Source organism: Sphingobium sp. TomTYG65, from assembly GCF_055395525.1.
Genome location: NZ_AP027330.1, coordinates 104,893 through 121,239, shown reverse-complemented (window position 1 = coordinate 121,239; position 16,347 = coordinate 104,893). Strand labels below are relative to the sequence as shown.

Annotated in this window: 17 protein-coding genes and 1 riboswitch; of the genes, 6 read left to right on the top strand and 11 right to left on the bottom strand. The window is 64.4% G+C overall.

The features are described from left to right. Positions 1–178: 178 nt before the first annotated feature. Both ACZ5Y5_RS00595 and ACZ5Y5_RS00590 read left to right on the top strand, forming a co-directional pair. Positions 179–1,654 (top strand): ABC transporter substrate-binding protein, encoded by a 1,476-nt coding sequence (locus ACZ5Y5_RS00595; RefSeq protein WP_464809288.1) that lies wholly within the window; start codon positions 179–181, stop codon positions 1,652–1,654. A 20-nt stretch (positions 1,655–1,674) separates the two neighbouring features. Further along, entirely contained in the window at positions 1,675–2,097 is a 423-nt protein-coding gene (locus ACZ5Y5_RS00590) for a DUF4112 domain-containing protein (protein ID WP_464809287.1), read from the top strand. On the opposite strand, the gene ACZ5Y5_RS00585 is transcribed toward ACZ5Y5_RS00590, so the two are convergent. The 4 genes from ACZ5Y5_RS00585 to ACZ5Y5_RS00570 all read right to left on the bottom strand — a co-directional run bounded on the left by ACZ5Y5_RS00585 (position 2,094) and on the right by ACZ5Y5_RS00570 (position 5,677). Further along, entirely contained in the window at positions 2,094–2,894 is an 801-nt protein-coding gene (locus ACZ5Y5_RS00585) for a ribonuclease T2 family protein (protein ID WP_464809286.1), read from the bottom strand. The genes ACZ5Y5_RS00590 and ACZ5Y5_RS00585 overlap by 4 nt on opposite strands. Next, complete coding sequence (gene nadC / locus ACZ5Y5_RS00580) at positions 2,887–3,735, bottom strand: carboxylating nicotinate-nucleotide diphosphorylase (RefSeq protein WP_464809285.1); 849 nt, start codon at positions 3,733–3,735, stop codon at positions 2,887–2,889. Before nadC ends, ACZ5Y5_RS00585 begins: the two co-directional genes overlap by 8 nt. Positions 3,736–3,737: 2 nt before the next feature. Beyond that, positions 3,738–4,724, bottom strand: a complete 987-nt coding sequence (gene nadA / locus ACZ5Y5_RS00575; RefSeq protein ID WP_464809284.1) for a quinolinate synthase NadA — start codon at positions 4,722–4,724, stop codon at positions 3,738–3,740. A gap of 74 nt (positions 4,725–4,798) precedes the next feature. Next, entirely contained in the window at positions 4,799–5,677 is an 879-nt protein-coding gene (locus ACZ5Y5_RS00570; RefSeq protein WP_464809283.1) for an MBL fold metallo-hydrolase, read from the bottom strand. A gap of 105 nt (positions 5,678–5,782) precedes the next feature. On the opposite strand from ACZ5Y5_RS00570, the gene ACZ5Y5_RS00565 reads away from it, so the two are divergent. After that, a complete protein-coding gene (locus tag ACZ5Y5_RS00565) occupies positions 5,783–6,670 on the top strand; it encodes a tyrosine recombinase XerC (protein WP_464809282.1) in 888 nt (295 codons plus the stop codon). A 43-nt stretch (positions 6,671–6,713) separates the two neighbouring features. On the opposite strand, the gene ACZ5Y5_RS00560 is transcribed toward ACZ5Y5_RS00565, so the two are convergent. From ACZ5Y5_RS00560 to rsmI, 4 genes are all read right to left on the bottom strand, one after another. After that, positions 6,714–7,313, bottom strand: a complete 600-nt coding sequence (locus ACZ5Y5_RS00560) for a DedA family protein (RefSeq protein WP_464809281.1) — start codon at positions 7,311–7,313, stop codon at positions 6,714–6,716. Positions 7,314–7,363: 50 nt separating this feature from the next. After that, on the bottom strand, positions 7,364–8,338 hold the full coding sequence (gshB, locus tag ACZ5Y5_RS00555) for a glutathione synthase (protein ID WP_464809280.1): 975 nt from the start codon (positions 8,336–8,338) through the stop codon (positions 7,364–7,366). 61 nt (positions 8,339–8,399) lie between these two features. Then, positions 8,400–8,753, bottom strand: coding sequence for a YraN family protein (locus ACZ5Y5_RS00550; protein WP_464809279.1), 354 nt, complete (start codon positions 8,751–8,753; stop codon positions 8,400–8,402). Further along, positions 8,750–9,592, bottom strand: a complete 843-nt coding sequence (gene rsmI, locus ACZ5Y5_RS00545; protein ID WP_464809278.1) for a 16S rRNA (cytidine(1402)-2'-O)-methyltransferase — start codon at positions 9,590–9,592, stop codon at positions 8,750–8,752. Before rsmI ends, ACZ5Y5_RS00550 begins: the two co-directional genes overlap by 4 nt. Positions 9,593–9,603: 11 nt before the next feature. On the opposite strand from rsmI, the gene ACZ5Y5_RS00540 reads away from it, so the two are divergent. Then, positions 9,604–10,803: a penicillin-binding protein activator gene (locus ACZ5Y5_RS00540; RefSeq protein ID WP_464809277.1), complete on the top strand. Its 1,200-nt coding sequence runs from the start codon at positions 9,604–9,606 to the stop codon at positions 10,801–10,803. Between the two features lie 5 nt (positions 10,804–10,808). Here the strand turns inward: ACZ5Y5_RS00540 and ACZ5Y5_RS00535 are convergent, their stop codons facing one another. Continuing rightward, entirely contained in the window at positions 10,809–11,588 is a 780-nt protein-coding gene (locus ACZ5Y5_RS00535; RefSeq protein ID WP_464809276.1) for an ABC transporter ATP-binding protein, read from the bottom strand. After that, positions 11,582–12,577, bottom strand: a complete 996-nt coding sequence (locus ACZ5Y5_RS00530; RefSeq protein ID WP_464809275.1) for a FecCD family ABC transporter permease — start codon at positions 12,575–12,577, stop codon at positions 11,582–11,584. Before ACZ5Y5_RS00530 ends, ACZ5Y5_RS00535 begins: the two co-directional genes overlap by 7 nt. A 77-nt stretch (positions 12,578–12,654) precedes the next feature. On the opposite strand from ACZ5Y5_RS00530, the gene ACZ5Y5_RS00525 reads away from it, so the two are divergent. Continuing rightward, positions 12,655–13,464 carry an ABC transporter substrate-binding protein gene (locus ACZ5Y5_RS00525; RefSeq protein WP_464809274.1) on the top strand — a complete coding sequence of 270 codons (810 nt, stop codon included), beginning with the start codon at positions 12,655–12,657 and terminating at the stop codon, positions 13,462–13,464. Between the two features lie 36 nt (positions 13,465–13,500). Here the strand turns inward: ACZ5Y5_RS00525 and ACZ5Y5_RS00520 are convergent, their stop codons facing one another. After that, complete coding sequence (locus ACZ5Y5_RS00520; RefSeq protein ID WP_464809273.1) at positions 13,501–15,318, bottom strand: TonB-dependent receptor plug domain-containing protein; 1,818 nt, start codon at positions 15,316–15,318, stop codon at positions 13,501–13,503. 173 nt (positions 15,319–15,491) lie between these two features. Then, positions 15,492–15,761: riboswitch (cobalamin riboswitch) on the bottom strand. Positions 15,762–15,785: 24 nt separating this feature from the next. Here ACZ5Y5_RS00520 and mobA point away from each other — a divergent pair. After that, complete coding sequence (gene mobA, locus ACZ5Y5_RS00515) at positions 15,786–16,319, top strand: molybdenum cofactor guanylyltransferase (RefSeq protein ID WP_464809272.1); 534 nt, start codon at positions 15,786–15,788, stop codon at positions 16,317–16,319. The last annotated feature ends 28 nt before the right edge of the window (positions 16,320–16,347 follow it).

Here is a 16,347-nt window from a genome sequence, read left to right as displayed (position 1 = left end):
AATGCGAAGTCATGGTTAACAAAATGCTGTTCCGGGATGGGACATGTTTATGGCTACATTGGCAGGTCGCTAAATCCCCTTCCCTTCGGCACCCCCGCCCATCGACGATTTCCTGACAAAGAATATTCCGATGTAAAGCTTCAACTCGGGCGAGACAGACTCTAAGCCTGTTGGACGCATGACCGTGGCCGCCCCCCTGCTCCGATCGATTGCCGTCCTGATGGGCGCAACGGCGCTTCTTGCAGGCTGTTCGCAGGAAGCCAGCGGGCCTGTGGCGGTCAGCGTCATCGGATCGCCCGCCGATTTCGCCAAGCCGCTGGAGAATTTGCCTGATCCGGGCGCCAAGCTGATCCTGGAAGCCACGGCCCAGGGATTGGTCGCATTCGACGCAGCGGGCGAGATTTTACCCGCGCTGGCACAGCGCTGGATCGTCGAGGATGAGGGGCGCAGCTACATCTTCCGGTTGCGCCGTGCCAACTGGCCCGATGGAGAAAAGGTCACTGCGGCGGTGATCGCACGGCTGCTGATGGCGCGGATCGAATCGCTGCGGCGCTTGGATCCGGAAGGCCCTCTCGATGCGGTAGAAGCGGTGGTGCCGATGACTGGCGAGGTTATAGAAATTCGGCTTGCGGCTCCGCGACCCTACCTGTTGCAGATGCTGGCGCAGCCGCAAATGGCACTGCTGTCGAGTGAAGGGGGAACAGGTCCTTACCGTGGAAAACGTTGGGGCAAGGCGCTGATTCTCAGCCCTGTGGACCAGCCCGGCAATGGTGAGGATGACCAGCCTCCGCAGCCTTGGGAAACGCGCATTCTGCGAGCGGAGAGATCGGCGCTGGCGATCATCCGCTTTCGCGAGGGCAACACCGCCATGGTGCTGGGCGGGCGCTTTGCCGACCTGCCGTTGCTAGTGCCCGCCGGGATCGATCGCGACGCAGTGCGGGTCGACCCGGTGCAGGGGCTGCTGGGGCTGGCAGTGACGGGCAAGGGCAAGCTGCTGGACGATGATACTGTGCGGCGGGCGATCAACATGGCCATCGACCGAAGCCAGCTGCCGGTCCTGTTCCCGTTGGGCGGCTGGGCAATCACTGAGCAGATCGTACCCGGCCAGCTTGACCTTCAGCAGCCTCCAACCCAGCCGGACTGGTCGGATATGACGATGGAGGAGCGGCGGGCGCAGGCGAGCGCGGCGGTCACACGCTGGCGCAGCGACAATGGCCATCCGCCGGTGCTGCGCGTCGCCTTACCCGATGGACCAGGGGCGACGACATTGTTCGGCCTTCTCCGGCATGATCTGGGGCTGATCGGCCTGCGGGTCGCCCGAGTGGCGATGAAGGACGACTCCGATCTGCGCCTGATCGACGAAGTTGCCGCATATGACAGCGCGCTCTGGTATCTCGGCCGGATTGGCTGTGCGCGGAAGGTGCATTGTTCGGCAGAGGCCGACGCCCAGCTGCAAGCCGCGAGCCTTGCCAGCAGCCTGTCCGAGCGGATGGCACGGATCGCGCAAGCTGAAGCGCTGATGCAGGCGCATAACGGCTATATCGCGCTTGGCGCTCCTATACGCTGGTCGCTCGTAACCCGGCGACTGAACGGATTCATGCCCTCCCCCCGAGCCCGGCACCCATTGAACCATCTGTTCCGCAGCACCAACTAGGCTCCATTGGAGGAGCAAGAATGGCGTTTTCGCAGGACCAGTTTGATCGCATGGTGCGCGACCTGCCCGGCTTTGGTCGCGATCCCGCATCGATCCGGCGGCGGATCGAGGCCATGGAGGCCATGCTGGAGGGGCTATTCGTCATCCCCGGCACCAACCGTCGCGTGGGACTGGACAGTCTGGTTGGGCTGATCCCCGTGGTGGGTGACCTGGCGACGGCCGCCATGGGCGCGTGGATCGTGTGGGAAGCGCGGAACCTAGGCATGCCCAAGTGGCAGCTGGCGCGTATGGCCGCCAATGTGGGGTTCGACACGCTGGTGGGTGCGATCCCCTTCGCAGGGGACGTGTTCGACTTCCTCTTCAAATCCAACACCAAGAATCTGCGGATCATCCGCAAACATCTGGATAAACATCATCCTTCGACCGTGACGATCGAGGGCTAATCCGCCGGCACCTGCGCATTGGGATCAAGCTCGAGGATCAGCGCAGGCCGCCGAGCGGGAACCGGCGTGGCTCTTTTGGAACGCGGCATGGCTGGACCCGGTTCAATGCGCAGGAAACTGGCGGCCGTCGCGCCGCGCTGGCGAACGGGGCAGCGGACGAACTCCATCGTCCGATCCATGCAGAGCCATACTTCGCTCAGACGATTGCCGCGCGTGTTCTGTACGGAAATCATCTCTGGTCGAAGGTGCGGATTGGCCCGGGCGAAAGCGGTGGCGAACTGACCGACCGTCAGAGTCTCGCGGCGCGCCAATGCGGCCATGTCCGGGTAGCGAACCGATTCATACAAGGCGCGAGAAAGGTTGAAATAAAGGTCCGGCCTGGTGGTCATGCAGCTGCCATGCTTAGCCCATTCATGCTGGAGCAGTTGGGCAGACGGCGTGGCGCAGAGATTCTGGCGAATGACCTGGCGGGGAAGCAGATCGGTGGCGCGGCAATATTGCGGCCAATCGCTGGCCAGACCCTCGGGCCAGAGACCATGCAGGATAAAGCCGAAGCGCCCGTTTTTGCCGCTGCACTGGAAGGCGCTGCCAGCTCCCCTGGCAGTGGCGCAATATTGGGGCGACCAGCTGAGCGCCAGCGTATAGCCCGCGATCGGGAGGAAACGGCGCGGTTCGTTGCCGGGCTGAGATTCGGGGCGAGGGCGCGGCGTCTGAGCAGGTAGGCTGCATTGAACCGCCTGGGCGAAGGCCGTTCCGGGCGCGGCCAGCAGCAAGGCGGCCGCGACCCGTTCAAGCAAAGGCAAAGTCCAGGCCGATGTCGGCGGCGGGAGCTGACTGGGTGAGGCGGCCGACGCTGATATAGGTCACGCCCGTTTCCGCCTTCGCCCGAATGGTCTGTAGCGTGACGCCGCCCGACGCTTCCGTCGGCACGCGGCCGCCCACAAGGGTGACCGCGCCGCGCAGGGTGGGCGCATCCATATTGTCGAGCAGCAAATGGGTGGCTCCGGCCGAGAGCGCGGGCTCAATCTGGTCGATGCGATCGACTTCGACGATGATGCGTTCGATCCCCGCGACGGCGGCGCGGCGCACGGCCTCTTCGACCGACCCCGCGACGGCGACGTGATTGTCCTTGATCATCGCCGCGTCCCACAGGCCCATGCGGTGATTGGTCGCCCCGCCTTGGCGCGTCGCATATTTCTCCAGCACACGCAGACCGGGGATCGTCTTGCGCGTGTCGAGCAGCGTAGCGCCCGTGCCCATGATCGCATCGACATAGGCGCGCGTCATGGTGGCGATGCCGGTCAGATGCTGGACGGTGTTGAGCGCGGATCGCTCGGCCGTGAGCATCGCCCGCGCCTGGCCCCGGATGCGCATGATGTCGGTGCCGGGGGAGACGCGCTCGCCATCCTGCTTCAGCAGTTCGATCTCCACCTGAGGGTCGAGCGCGCGGAAGAAGGCGGCGGCGATGGGCAGACCAGCGAGCGTTACCGCATCACGGCTGTCCATTACGCCATCGAAGATCGCATCCGCCGGGATCACCGCTTCGCTGGTGACGTCCCGGCCTTCAGGGCCAAGGTCTTCAGCCAAAGTGGAGGCGATGAAGGCGTCGAGATCGAAGCCCGGGAGCGTGAACGACATGCTCAGCGGTTGCCCAGATCGCCCTGCCCCACCGTGCCGCTCGCCATTTCGAGCATGCGGTCGAGGCTCTTCTTCGCAGCGAGGCGCAGGCCCTCCTCCATTTCGATGCGGGGCTGGAGGTCGCGCAGCGCGAGGTAGAGCTTTTCCATCGTGTTAAGCGCCATGTACGGACAGATATTGCAGTTGCAATTGCCGTCTGCGCCGGGCGCACCGATGAAGGTCTTTTCCGGCACCGCCTTCTGCATCTGATGGATGATATGCGGTTCGGTCGCCACGATCAGCGTGTCGCCGGGCATCTTCTTGGAGAACTCAAGGATGCCGCTGGTCGACCCGATATAGTCGGCGTGATCGACGATGTGCGGCGGGCATTCGGGATGCGCAGCGATGGGGGCGTCGGGATGCTCGGCCTTTAGCTTCAACAGCTCTGTCTCGCTGAATGCTTCATGGACGATGCAGACGCCCGGCCAGAGCAGCATCTCGCGGCCCAGCTTGCGGGAGAGATAGCCGCCCAGATGCTTGTCGGGGCCGAAGATGATCTTCTGGTCCTTGGGAATCTGCGCCAGGATCTTTTCGGCAGACGAGCTGGTGACGATGATGTCGCTCAGCGCCTTCACCTCCGCCGAACAGTTGATGTAGCTGAGCGCGATATGATCTGGATGCGCTTCCCGGAACGCCTTGAACTGCGCGGGGGGGCAGCTGTCCTCAAGGGAGCAGCCCGCATCCATATCGGGAAGCACGACGATCTTTTCGGGCGAAAGGATCTTCGCCGTCTCCGCCATGAAGCGCACGCCGCAGAAGGCGATGACGTCCGCGTCCGTCTCAGCTGCCTTGCGCGAGAGTTCGAGGGAATCGCCGACGAAATCGGACAAGTCCTGTATTTCTGGCTTCTGGTAGTAATGACCCAGGATAACGGCGTTACGTTCCTTGCGCAGGCGGTCGATTTCCGCGCGCAGATCGATACCCTGCGGAATTCCGGTGATGGCGTTCATGTCCCTACTCCTCACGGGCCTTTCAGCGCGCCCCTAGCGGGCGTTGCGCGGATTGGCCAGTATCTGTTGATCGCTCAGCGCAGTTGCCAGCGGCCGTCCCCCGTCGCCGCAGCGATCCCCCGGCCGTCGAGGTCGATGAGATGGGCGAGGACAGAACGGCCTGCGGCGGGGTGAAGCCGCGGATCGACGCCCTTGTACATCTCCGCCACCATATCGGGGATTTTCGACACGCCGTTGCGTTCGAGGAAGCGCAAAATCTGCCCCTCGCGCTGCTTACGGTGGCCCATCATGCCCCGCACCAGTCGCCGGGGCGTTTCCACCGGATCGCCATGGGCTGGGTAATAGATGGCGTCGTGCCGGTCGAGCAGGCGCTGCATCGACCGCATATAATCCGCCATGTCGCCATCGGGCGGCGAAATGACGCTGGTCGACCAGCCCATCACATGATCGCCGGTGAAGAGCGCATTCTCCTCAATCAGCGCGAAGCAGAGATGGTTGGAAGTGTGGCCTGGCGTGGCGACAGCTTCGAGCGTCCAGCCCTGCCCCGCCACCTGTTCGCCATCGGCGAGGACGCGATTGGGCACATAGGTCGCGTCGAAGGCGGCGTCGGCGCGGGGGCCGTCATCTTCCAGCGTCAACGGCGCGCAGCCAATAACGGGGGCGCCGGTCTGTTGACTGAGCGGACGCGCGGCGGGACTGTGGTCGCGATGGGTGTGAGTGCATAGGATCGCGCGCACAGGGCGACCACCGATGGCGGCGAGCAGCGCGGCAAGATGATTCGCATCATCCGGGCCGGGATCGATAACGGCAAGATCGGTGATGCCGATCAGATAGGTCTGAGTGCCGGTATAGGTGAAGGGCGATGGATTGGGCGCCAGCACCCGCCCCACCAACGGCGAAATCTGAAGCAGGGCGCCTGTGGGCATATCGGCTGGGTCTGGGGCGGTGGCCATGCGCCTCATGTGCCCATTTGGCAGGGATTTTCAAGGGCGCGCGGGATGAGGGATTCCGTTTGGATAAGGGCTGGCCTACTATCAATCCTCACGGAGAGCCGGACATTGAATGATCTTGTGGAAGCGTGGCGCTGTCATCTGGCGCTGGACCGGCGGCGGTCCAGCCATACCGTGCGCGCTTATATGGCGACGGCGGAGCGGCTGATCACCTTCCTGGAGGAGCATCGCGGCGAAGCGGTGACGGCGGGGCTGCTGGCGAAGATCGAGCAGGCGGATTTGCGCGCATTCCTGACGTCGCGACGGATGGACGGGATCGGCAATGTGTCGGCGGCGCGGGAATTGTCGGCGGTGCGGGGCTTTCTGAAATTCACCGGGGGCGAGGACGCACGCGTGCCGGCACTAAAGGGGCCTAGGGTGAAGCGGGGGCTACCTCGGCCTGTCTCACCCGATGAGGCGGTGGCCTTAGCCGAGGACATCGCCGAAACCGCGCGGGAAGGGTGGATCGGCGCACGGGATTGGGCAGTGCTGCTACTGCTTTATGGCGCGGGACTGCGGATCGGCGAGGCCGTGGGCCTGATGGGGGATGTTGTGCCGCTGGACGAGACGCTGCGCGTGACCGGCAAGCGGGGCAAGACGCGGATCGTACCGCTGCTGCCGCAGGTACGGACGGCGATCGAAGCTTATGTGGCGGCTTGCCCCTATCCCGTGGCGCGGGATCAGCCGCTGTTCCGAGGCGCGCGGGGCGGGCCGCTGTCGGCGGCAATCATCCGTCGCGCGGTGCAAGGCGCCCGTGGGAGGCTGGGGCTGTCGGATCGGACCACCCCGCACGCACTGCGGCACAGTTTCGCGACGCACCTGCTGGGACGCGGGGCGGATTTGCGGTCGCTGCAGGAATTGCTGGGACATGCCAGCCTGTCGTCAACGCAGATCTATACGCAGGTGGATGCGGCGCACCTGCTGGATGTGTACCGAAATGCACATCCGCGGGCTTGAACTCTAACCTCCGTTCCCGTCGGGCGAAGGAAGGGGATTTGAATTAGCCCCTCGGCTTCCAAGTCGCGAGGCGCCAGAGGTAGAGAGCGATTGCTCCCACGACGCAGGCCGTCGCGACAGGTCCCACATATTTGTCGATGTCGCGGAAATTCTGGCCGAGCATATAGCCTGCATAGGCCAGGATGATATTCCAGATCAGCGCACCTCCCGCCGTCCAGGCGAGGAATTTCACATGCCCCATGCGGAACAGGCCCGCAGGCAGCGAGATCATCGTGCGGAAAGCGGGGAGGAAGCGGAAAACGAAGACGACGATCTGGCCATATTTGCCGAAGATATGGTCGAGCGCCTCCACATCCTTCCATTCCAGCGTCGCCCAGCGGCCATAACGATCAACAACCGGTTTAAGGCGCGCGAAGCCCAATATATGGCCGACCAGATACCAGAAATAATTGCCCAGCGTGGTGCCGAGAGTGCCGGCGAGTAGCAGCCATTCCATCGCCATGCGGCCTTGGCCGACGCGAATGCCCCCAATGCCCATGATCAGTTCGGATGGGATGGGCGGGAAGACATTTTCGATGACCATCAGGAGGAAGATGCCCCAATAGCCTCCCGCGTCGATTAGGTGGAGGACCCATTGGGTCATCTATTCGTCATCCCAGCGGACAATTTCGGGAAAGCGCATTGCCTCTGTTGTCAAGCAGCCACCCGCGCCGCCAGACGGGCATCAATGGCGTCCCAGATCATGCCGCCCGTATCGGTGCCGTTGAAGGCGTCTATGGAGACGATGCCGGTAGGCGAGGTCACGTTGATTTCGGTCAGCCATTCGCCACCGATCACATCGATACCGACGAACAGCAGGCCCCGGCGCTTCAATTCCGGACCCATGGCGGCGCAGATTTCCAGCTCACGGTCGGTGAGTTCGGTCTTGGCCGCCGAGCCTCCCACCGCTAGGTTGGAGCGGATCTCCCCAGCGCCCGGAATGCGATTGATCGCGCCCGCGACTTCGCCATCGATCAGGACGATGCGCTTGTCGCCTTGCGCTACACCGGGGATGAAGGCCTGTACCATGAAGGGCTCGACCCATGAGGCGTTGAACAGTTCCACCAGCGCCGACAGGTTCGCGCCGGACTGGCCGACATGGAAGACGGCGTTGCCTGCATTGCCGTAGAGCGGCTTCACGACGACTTCGCCATGCTCCGCAAGAAAGCTCCTGACCTCCGCGAGGTCGCGGGTGATCATCGTCGGCGGCATGAAGCGCGCATAGTCGAGGACGAATAGCTTTTCCGGCGCGTTACGCACGGAGGCGGGATCGTTTACCACCAGGGTTTCCGACTGCACCCGTTCGAGCAGATGGGTGGCGGTGATATAGCTGAGGTCGAAAGGCGGGTCCTGGCGCATCAGCACAACATCGACATCCCGGCCAAGGTCCAGCAATTCGGCCTCTCCAAAGGCGAAATGATCGCCTTCGACCTTCTGCACCTTCACAGGACGCGCGTTCGCCAGCACGCGGCCGTCGCGATAGGTGAGGTCGGGCGCGAGATAATGGTAAAGGCGGTGCCCCCTCGCCTGCCCTGCCAACATGATGTGGAAGGTCGAATCGCCCTTGATGTTGATCCCTTCCATCGGGTCCATCTGCACGGCGACGGTGAGGGGGTTAAGATCGGTCATCCAAAAAGCCCTTTTACAAGCACCGTTCGTTTCGAGCGGGAGGTGGAGCCTTGGGCGGTCTTCACCCCCCATGCCAGACATTCGCCAGATGGCGCGGCGGACGGCCGGGCGCAAGGAGGATCACATCGATCCGCATGTCGTCTCCCGGTTTGGCGAGATCGTAGAAGAGCATTTCCGCCGCCGCAGCGACGCGCGAAAGGCGGCGTTCGTCAATGGCGAGGTCCAGATCGGCTCCCGTCGCGCGGGCCTTCACCTCGACGAAGGCCAGCATTGAGCCGCGCCGGGCGACAAGGTCCACCTCCCCCGCTGGCGTGCGCAGACGGCGGGCGACAATCTGCCAGCCCTTGAGGCGAAGCCACCAGCCCGCGATGCGTTCAGCCTGGCGACCCCGCTTTTCGGCCTGTTGCCGCTTCATCCCTTCAGTTCCAGTGCACGATCGTAGAGCGCGCGGCGGTCCAGGCCGAGCTTCTTGGCGACTTCCCCGGCTGCCTTCGAGACGGGCAAGCGCTCCATCGCTTCCAACAGGGCGGCGTCGGCATCCTCTGCGCTGGCGGGCGGCGCTTCGCCAGGCGGGCCAACAATTACGACGATCTCGCCCTTGGGTGGCGCGTCGGCATAGCGGGCGGAGAGTTCGGTGAGGGTCCCAGTCCGGGTCTCCTCGAACGCCTTGCTGATCTCCCGGCTGACGGCGGCTTCGCGGTCCCCCAGCCCCTCGGCCATCGCGGTGAGGCTTTCGGAAAGGCGCGGGCCACTTTCGTAGAAGATAAGCGTCGCGCGCAGGGGGGCGACCTCCGCCAGAGCATCGGCGCGGGCTTTCTGCTTGGCGGGAAGGAAGCCCATGAAGAGGAAACGGTCGGTCGGCAGGCCCGAGAGAGTAAGCGCGGCAATAGCGGCGCTGGGGCCTGGAAGCGTCGTGATCTGGCGCCCGGCAACGCGGGCGTCGCGCACCAGCTTGTAGCCTGGATCGGAGATGAGCGGAGTGCCCGCGTCGGAAAGCAGCGCGACCGATTCGCTCGCCATCCGCTCGATCAGACGGGCGCGGACGCCTTCTGCGCTATGGTCGTGATAGGGGATCATCGGCCGGTCGGACCCGGCATGGCGCAGCAGTCGTGCGCTCACCCGTGTATCTTCCACGGCGATCACATCGGCCAGACGCAGGACTTCGGCCGCGCGGGGGGTAAGGTCTCCGAGGTTGCCGATCGGCCCAGCAACGATGTAAAGCCCAGGCTCCAGCCTAGAAGTTCGAGTTTCCATAAGGACGCCAGATGACAGAGACGGATGCCCTCCGGCAAGCGGACATGTTCGCGGCCATGAAGCGCGGTGCACGGATTTTATTCGCGGCCAGCGCGTTGCTGGTCGCCGCCTGTCAGTCAGTCGTCCCGAGGGGCGCTGGCCCGGCGCCAGTTGAGCCCACCCCTACCGGCCCCGATGTGACACAGGGCCTTCCCACCGACACGATGCGCCATCGCGTTGCGCTGCTGGTGCCGCTGAGCGGACCCAATGCAGGCGTCGGCCAGTCGATCGCCAATGCAACCACGCTGGCGCTGCTGGATACCAAGGCGGACCGGGTGCGCATCACCACCTATGACACCGGCATGGGAGCTGCGGCGGCCGTCAGCCGGGCGCTGGCAGAGGGCAACCGGCTGATCCTGGGGCCGCTGCTGGCGGAGGATGCACGGATCGTGGGGCCGATCGCGGCACGGGCCAATGTGCCGGTGATAAGCTTTTCCAATGATGTGAGCGTCGCCGGCAACGGCGTCTATATCATGGGCTACAACCCCAACCAGTCGATCGAGCGGGTGGTGGAATTCGCACGCGGCAAGGGCCTGTCGAAGTTCGCGGCTCTGGTGCCAAAGGGTGTCTATGGCGAGCGGTCGGGCACGGCGCTGCTGCGCGCGGTGGAGAGCGCAGGCGGCACGGTGGTGTCGATGCAGACCTTCGACCGGACTGCGGCTTCCATGACGGCGGCGGTCAAGAAGCTGCACGCATCGTCCAGCTATGACGCGCTGTTGATCGCGGACAGCGGGCGCGTGGCGCTGCAGATCGCGCCGATCGTGCGGAAGAATGGTGGCGCAGGCGCACGGCTGCTGGGAACGGAATTGTGGAATACCGACAACAGCCTGGCGTCGAGTCCGGTCTTGCGGGGGGCGTGGTTCGCCAGCGTTTCCGACGGACTCTATGGTCAACTCGCGGGCAAATATCGCGCGCGCTATGGCAGTTCTCCCTTCCGTCTGTCGGCGCTCGGCTATGATGCGGTGCTACTGACGGTGCGCATCGCGCGGGATTGGCGCCCCGGCACGGCCTTCCCGGCGGCAAGGCTGCGCGACTCCGGCGGCTTCTCCGGGATCGACGGGGCGTTCCGCTTCGGGCGCAATGGCGTGGCGGAACGGGCGCTGGAGGTGTCAGAGATTGGGGCCGGCACCTACACGGTAGTGGCGGCGGCTCCCCGCGGCTTTGCGGAATAAGGCCGTTAACCCTTGATCCGGCCGGTTGGCAGGATCAAGGGCCAGTCTCCATTGGCATCAATGCAAGCGGAGATGCCATAGACCTCTGCAAGGCTCTGCTCTGTCAGAACGTCAAGCGGCGCGCCATCAGCGACGAGCTTGCCCTTGTCCATCAGCAGCAGCCGGTCACAATAGCGAGCGGCCATACCGAGGTCGTGAAGGACCGTAACGACCAGCGATCCCCCACGCGCTTCAGCTTTGAGCAGATCCATGACGTCGATCTGATGACCCGGATCAAGCGCCGCCAGCGGCTCGTCAGCGATGAGGGCGGGCGCGCCGACGGCAAGCGCGCGGGCAAGGAGAACGCGGGCGCGTTCTCCGCCGGACAGTTCGGTGGCGATGCGGCCCTTCAAGTGAAAGACGTCCGCGCGGGCGAGTGCGGCATCCACAAGCGCCTCATCCTGCGGCGATAGGCGGGAGAGCGGGCCGAGATGGGGCATGCGGCCCAGCGCCGTCAGCCTTTCCACCAGCAGCGGCCAGTGCAGCGTCTGGCCCTGCGGCAAATAAGCGATGCGGCGGGCAATCTCCTGCCGCGAGAGGCGGGCGATGGCGGTTCCATCTATCGAAACAGCGCCGCTGATCGGTTTTGCCAGGCCGAGCATGGCGCGGATGAGGGTCGATTTGCCAGCACCATTGGGGCCGACGATGCCAACCAGCTGGCCCGGAACGAGATCGAGCGTGATGCCGCTCACGGCCGGATGGCGGCCGAGGCGTACCGTGAGCTGCTCTGTACGGATCGTCACCATAGCCGCCGCTCCCGCATCAGGTGGAGGAGGAAGACCGGGACGCCCAGCAGTGCGGTCAGCACGCCAAGCTTGAGTTCGCTGCTGGTGGGGATGAGGCGCACGCCAATGTCGGCCAAAGTGAGCAGCGCCGCGCCACCCAGCAGCGAGGGAAGCAATATGGCGGAAGGGGATCGATCGGTTAGCGGGCGAACGAGATGGGGCACGATGAGCCCGACAAAGCCGATCGCGCCAGAGACAGCCACCGCACCACCGACGCCGATCGCCACACCCAACATGATGCGCAGACGGGTCTTGGCCAGATCCGCACCAAGGGCCTGCGCCCCTTCTTCCCCCAACGTCAGCGCATCGAGGTTCCGGCCATCCGCGATAAGCAGCGCAGAACCAATAAGGACGCAGGGGAGCGCGACCCAGACATGCGCGTAGCTGCGGTTTTCCAGGCTGCCCATCAGCCAGCTCATAATCTCCATCGCTGCGAAGGGATTGGGTGAGAGGTTGAGCGACAGGCTGATCCCCGCCCCTGTCAATGTCGCGACGGCTATCCCCGCGAGAATGAGGGTGAGTGGGCTTTCCGAAGGACCGGCGAGCAAAAACAGGGCGGTGATGGCGACGAGGCTGGTGGTGATGGCGAGCAAGGGAAGGATGACGGGATGCAGGTGCGCCAAGCCGAAATAGAGGGCGCAGACGGCGCCAAGAGCTGCCGCGTTTGAAGCGCCGAGGACCGACGGCTCAGCGAGAGGGTTGCGCAAATAGCCTTGGAGCGACGCGCCCGCGAGACTCAGCATCGCGCCGACGATCAGGCCGAGCAGCATGCGAGGGATCCGCAGATCGATGAGGATTGCGCGGGCAACCTCATCGCCGCCTCCGGTGAGGACCGCGAAGATGCGGCCGGGCGCAAGCGGGACTGCGCCCAGAGTGATGGAGCCAAGCGCGGCGATCAGAACAAGAGCGATGAGCGCGGGGAGCAGCAGCGGGTGACGCCGGGCGGTCATGGCTTGCGCACTCCGACGCCGTTGATAGAGGTGCTCCTGCGAAGGCAGTAACACGGCGCTTTATCGAGGCAGGGTTGATGCGCAAAAAGATCATGAAGGCGCTGTGCCTGCTCAGCCTGACGGGCGCAGCCCCTGCCCCGCCCCAGCGCATCGTGTCGCTCAACACCTGCGCCGATCAATATGTGCTGGCGCTCGCCGATCCGGCGCAGATCGCCGCGCTCAGCCCCTATGGCCATGATCCGGAACTGTCGGCCGCGGTGGCCAAGGCACGGCATTTCCGCACGCTCAAACGACCTGCGGAAGAGGTGCTGGCGATCAGGCCCGATCTGCTGATCGGTTTTGCGGACGGTGCCGGCGGCGTCGTAGGTGCGCCGCCCGGCAGATGGCGCAAGCTTGGGCTGACAAGCGCCGACAGCTTCGCGTCCATCCGCGTGCAGATCCGGCAAGTCGCCGCGGCGGTTAGCCATCGGGAGCGCGGTGAGACGCTGATCCGCTCCATGGAGCGCGATCTTGCCAGCCTTTCCCCGGCCCGGCGCAGCGGAGTGGCGGCTTATTATCAGCGGCGCGGCTATATGACGGGAACGGGCACGCTGGTGGATGAGCTGATCCGGCGTGCCGGCCTCACCAATCTTGCGGCGAAGCTCGGCAAACCGGCGCTGGCGCAGGTCCCGTTGGAACAGTTGATTGCGGCGAAGCCCGACTGGCTGATCGTCGAGAGCGGAAGCGAGAAGGTGGTCGATCAAGGGACGGAGATGCTGCAGCATCCGGTGCTGCGATCCATCCCGCGCATCCGGGTGCCGCAAGCCTGGACGGTGTGCGGCGGCCCCGCCTATGTAGAGGCCGCCCGCAGCATCGTGGCTCAGGTGAACGCCACGTCGGGCCATTGAGGGGCGAAAGATCACGCCCGCCCCTCCAGCCTGCCGTCAGAAACGGACACGCACGCCGCCAAAGGCCGAGCGGCCGTAGGTGTTGTAGCCATAGACGGTGGCGTATGCCTCATCAGTCAGATTGTCGATGCGGCCGTATATTTCCAGATTCTGCGTGATCGGAAAGGAGGCGCGGACGCCCAGAAGCGCATAGCCATCGATCCGCTGCGTCAACGTCGCATTGTTGAAGCTGTCACTCACCATGGTCAGCGTGGCCCCCGTGGACAGGCCGAACGACCAGTCATAATCGGCCGAAACACTGACGGCGTTGGTGGGGCGGCGCGGCAGGCGAGCGCCGGTATCGCGGTCGCGCGCATCGATATAGCTGTAGGCGGCCGTGACCGCCAGCGCATCGACCGGCCTCAGCGTCAGCATCGCCTCCACCCCCTTGGCGCGCGTGCGGCCAAGATTGAAGTAGCGCGATGTGCCGAAGTCGAAGTCGATCTGGTCGCGAATGTCCCGCTGAAAAGCGGTGAGCGAGAGGATCGCCCGATTGCCGTCGAGCCGCTGGTCGATGCCGATATCATAGCTTTTCGACTGTTCAGGACTAAGGGTGCTGTTGCCGCTGAAGCTGTCGTAAAGCTGATAGAGCGATGGCGCCTTGAAGCCTTCGCCATAGCTTGCGCGGAAGTTGGTCTGCCCTGCATTGGGCGTGTAATTGGCGTTGGCGCCCAGCGTGGTCGCGCCGCCGAACTGGCTATGGTCGTCATGACGCACGCCCCCGGTGAGCGCCAGCCCGGTGAGCGGCTTCACCACCGCCAGTGCATAGACGCTGTCGATATTCGCCCGGTGGCTTTCGGTCGAACCGAAGCCGGTGAAATCATAGTCGGGTCGTTCATGCTCATAACCGAAGATCAGCTTGGCTTGATCGACCGGCTGATAGACACCTTCATATTCGAAGCGCAGGTTGGTGCCGGAATAGCCATAGTCGCCGAACGGAGAGAAATAATCGCGGTCATTGCGGAACCAGGTGACGGCGGCACGCTGGGTCAGCTTGCCATCGAGCAACGCTAGATTGAGACCCGCATAACCAACATATTGGTCAAGCTTGCTCTTGTCGGCGGTGTCCATCGGCGCACCGAAGAACACATCGGTGTCCAGATCCGCATGAATATAATAGCCACGCAGATCCAGGCTGAGATTGTCGGTGAAGCTGAGCTTCAGCTTGGCGTGGGTGGCGATATTTTCATAACCGTCCTTCTCCGTGCCGCCCTGTGCAGCGGAAATCCCATCCGTCCGGAAATAGGCGACGCCCGCACCGCCCGAGGCAATGCCGCTGGTGCCTGACACATCGGCCTTGGCATTCAGCGTGTCGGCATAGCCATAATCGACCGAGGCGGTGCCGCCGAAGCCCTCGCCCGGCTCGCCACTCATAATGTTGATGACGCCGCCGATCGCCTGGCTGCCATAGACGACCGAGTTCGAGCCGCGCAGGATTTCGACGCGCCGGATATTGCCGGTCAGCAAATTGCCAAAATCATACATGTCGCCGATGCCGCTCGGATCATTCACCTTAACGCCGTCCAGCAGCACGAGCGTCTGCGTCGTTTCCGCGCCACGGATCGAAATGCCGGTGACGCCGCCCACGGCATCCGCGCGGTTGAACCGCACCCCAGGCGTGGTGGCGATCAGATCGGCGATGCTGACATTCTGGCGGGTCTCGATCGTTTTGGCATCGATAACGGTGACGGCTTGGCCGACTTCATCGCGCGGCTGCTGGATGCCGAGAGCAGTGACGATAATGTCGTCATTGTCCTGCGCAAGCGCGGGGGTAGCGGCGAGCAGCGCCAGCAGCGAAATTCCGGTCCTGATCATCTTTGTCTTCCCTGAGCGTCAAGCGACTCTGGGACGGAGGCTTCCGCTCGAACGGCCGGCTTGCGGCAAAGGACAGACGCCAGCGCCCCGCCCCGCACACCGATGCGGCCCCCGCCGCTTCGCGTCGCTCAGACGGAAAACACCGTGCCCGGGCCGGTCCCTGGACCCAAGGCAAGAGCGACCATGCGCCGGCAGGTTTCCTGGCTCGCGGGTCAGGGCAGCGATGCACGGGCCTTCCCGGGCTGTTTTTGCCCAGTGGCCGGTCACCCTCGCCTTCCCCTTTCGAAGGCTACGGGTTCCCAAGTGCATCGCGCTCACCGCTTACAGTTGCAGGGACAGCCGCGGAATTGGGCGAAAGCTCGCCCGCACCGCATTCCCTTTCCGGCGCGATCTTCTTGTCGTGAACGGTTGCCCGCTCACGCGCCGCGCCATAGGGGAAAGACAAGGTTCTGCCAAGGAGTGGATCGATGCGATTGCTGGGCGCGGTGCTGGCCGGGGGGCGATCCAGCCGGTTCGGAAGCGACAAGGCGCTTGCCGTGCTGGCGGACGGACGGACGCTGCTGGAGCATGCGGCGGCCGCGATCGGGCCGCATGTGGAAGCCGTGGTGGTTTGCGGGCGGACGGTCGAGGGCATGATGAGCCTCACAGACCGACCCGCACCGGACATGGGGCCGCTCGGCGGCCTCAACGCCGCGCTGCATCATGCGGCTACCCAAGGTTATGACGCGGTGCTGACGACCGGATGCGACATGCCGCTTTACCCGGCTGCGCTCGCGGAGGCGCTGACCGGCGAAGGAGCTGCGGTGCTGAAGGGACAGCAGCTGGCGGGATATTGGCCTGCTCCGCTCGCGGCCGAACTGGACGCGCATCTGGCCGAGGAGAATAACCGGTCCATCTATGGCTGGCTGGAGCGGATCGGGGCGCGGATCGTCGAGCGACCGGATATAGTTTTGCCCAACATTAATCGGCCGGAAGATCTGGCCGGGCTGGGCGATGTCTGAGCCTGTCGATGCCCCTTGCCTTCCTTCC

Excerpts from the sequence above, each read along its gene's own strand:
- gshB (WP_464809280.1), bottom strand. The coding sequence starts at position 8,338 with ATGACCGATCTTAACCCCCTCACCGTCGCCGTGCAGATGGACCCGATG.
- nadA (WP_464809284.1), bottom strand. The coding sequence starts at position 4,724 with ATGAACGCCATCACCGGAATTCCGCAGGGTATCGATCTGCGCGCGGAA.
- ACZ5Y5_RS00590 (WP_464809287.1), top strand. The coding sequence starts at position 1,675 with ATGGCGTTTTCGCAGGACCAGTTTGATCGCATGGTGCGCGACCTGCCC.
- ACZ5Y5_RS00570 (WP_464809283.1), bottom strand. The coding sequence starts at position 5,677 with ATGGCCACCGCCCCAGACCCAGCCGATATGCCCACAGGCGCCCTGCTT.
- ACZ5Y5_RS00530 (WP_464809275.1), bottom strand. The coding sequence starts at position 12,577 with ATGACCGCCCGGCGTCACCCGCTGCTGCTCCCCGCGCTCATCGCTCTT.
- ACZ5Y5_RS00525 (WP_464809274.1), top strand. The coding sequence starts at position 12,655 with ATGCGCAAAAAGATCATGAAGGCGCTGTGCCTGCTCAGCCTGACGGGC.
- ACZ5Y5_RS00535 (WP_464809276.1), bottom strand. The coding sequence starts at position 11,588 with ATGGTGACGATCCGTACAGAGCAGCTCACGGTACGCCTCGGCCGCCAT.
- ACZ5Y5_RS00550 (WP_464809279.1), bottom strand. The coding sequence starts at position 8,753 with ATGAAGCGGCAACAGGCCGAAAAGCGGGGTCGCCAGGCTGAACGCATC.
- ACZ5Y5_RS00520 (WP_464809273.1), bottom strand. The coding sequence starts at position 15,318 with ATGATCAGGACCGGAATTTCGCTGCTGGCGCTGCTCGCCGCTACCCCC.
- nadC (WP_464809285.1), bottom strand. The coding sequence starts at position 3,735 with ATGTCGTTCACGCTCCCGGGCTTCGATCTCGACGCCTTCATCGCCTCC.
- rsmI (WP_464809278.1), bottom strand. The coding sequence starts at position 9,592 with ATGGAAACTCGAACTTCTAGGCTGGAGCCTGGGCTTTACATCGTTGCT.
- mobA (WP_464809272.1), top strand. The coding sequence starts at position 15,786 with ATGCGATTGCTGGGCGCGGTGCTGGCCGGGGGGCGATCCAGCCGGTTC.
- ACZ5Y5_RS00595 (WP_464809288.1), top strand. The coding sequence starts at position 179 with ATGACCGTGGCCGCCCCCCTGCTCCGATCGATTGCCGTCCTGATGGGC.
- ACZ5Y5_RS00540 (WP_464809277.1), top strand. The coding sequence starts at position 9,604 with ATGACAGAGACGGATGCCCTCCGGCAAGCGGACATGTTCGCGGCCATG.
- ACZ5Y5_RS00560 (WP_464809281.1), bottom strand. The coding sequence starts at position 7,313 with ATGACCCAATGGGTCCTCCACCTAATCGACGCGGGAGGCTATTGGGGC.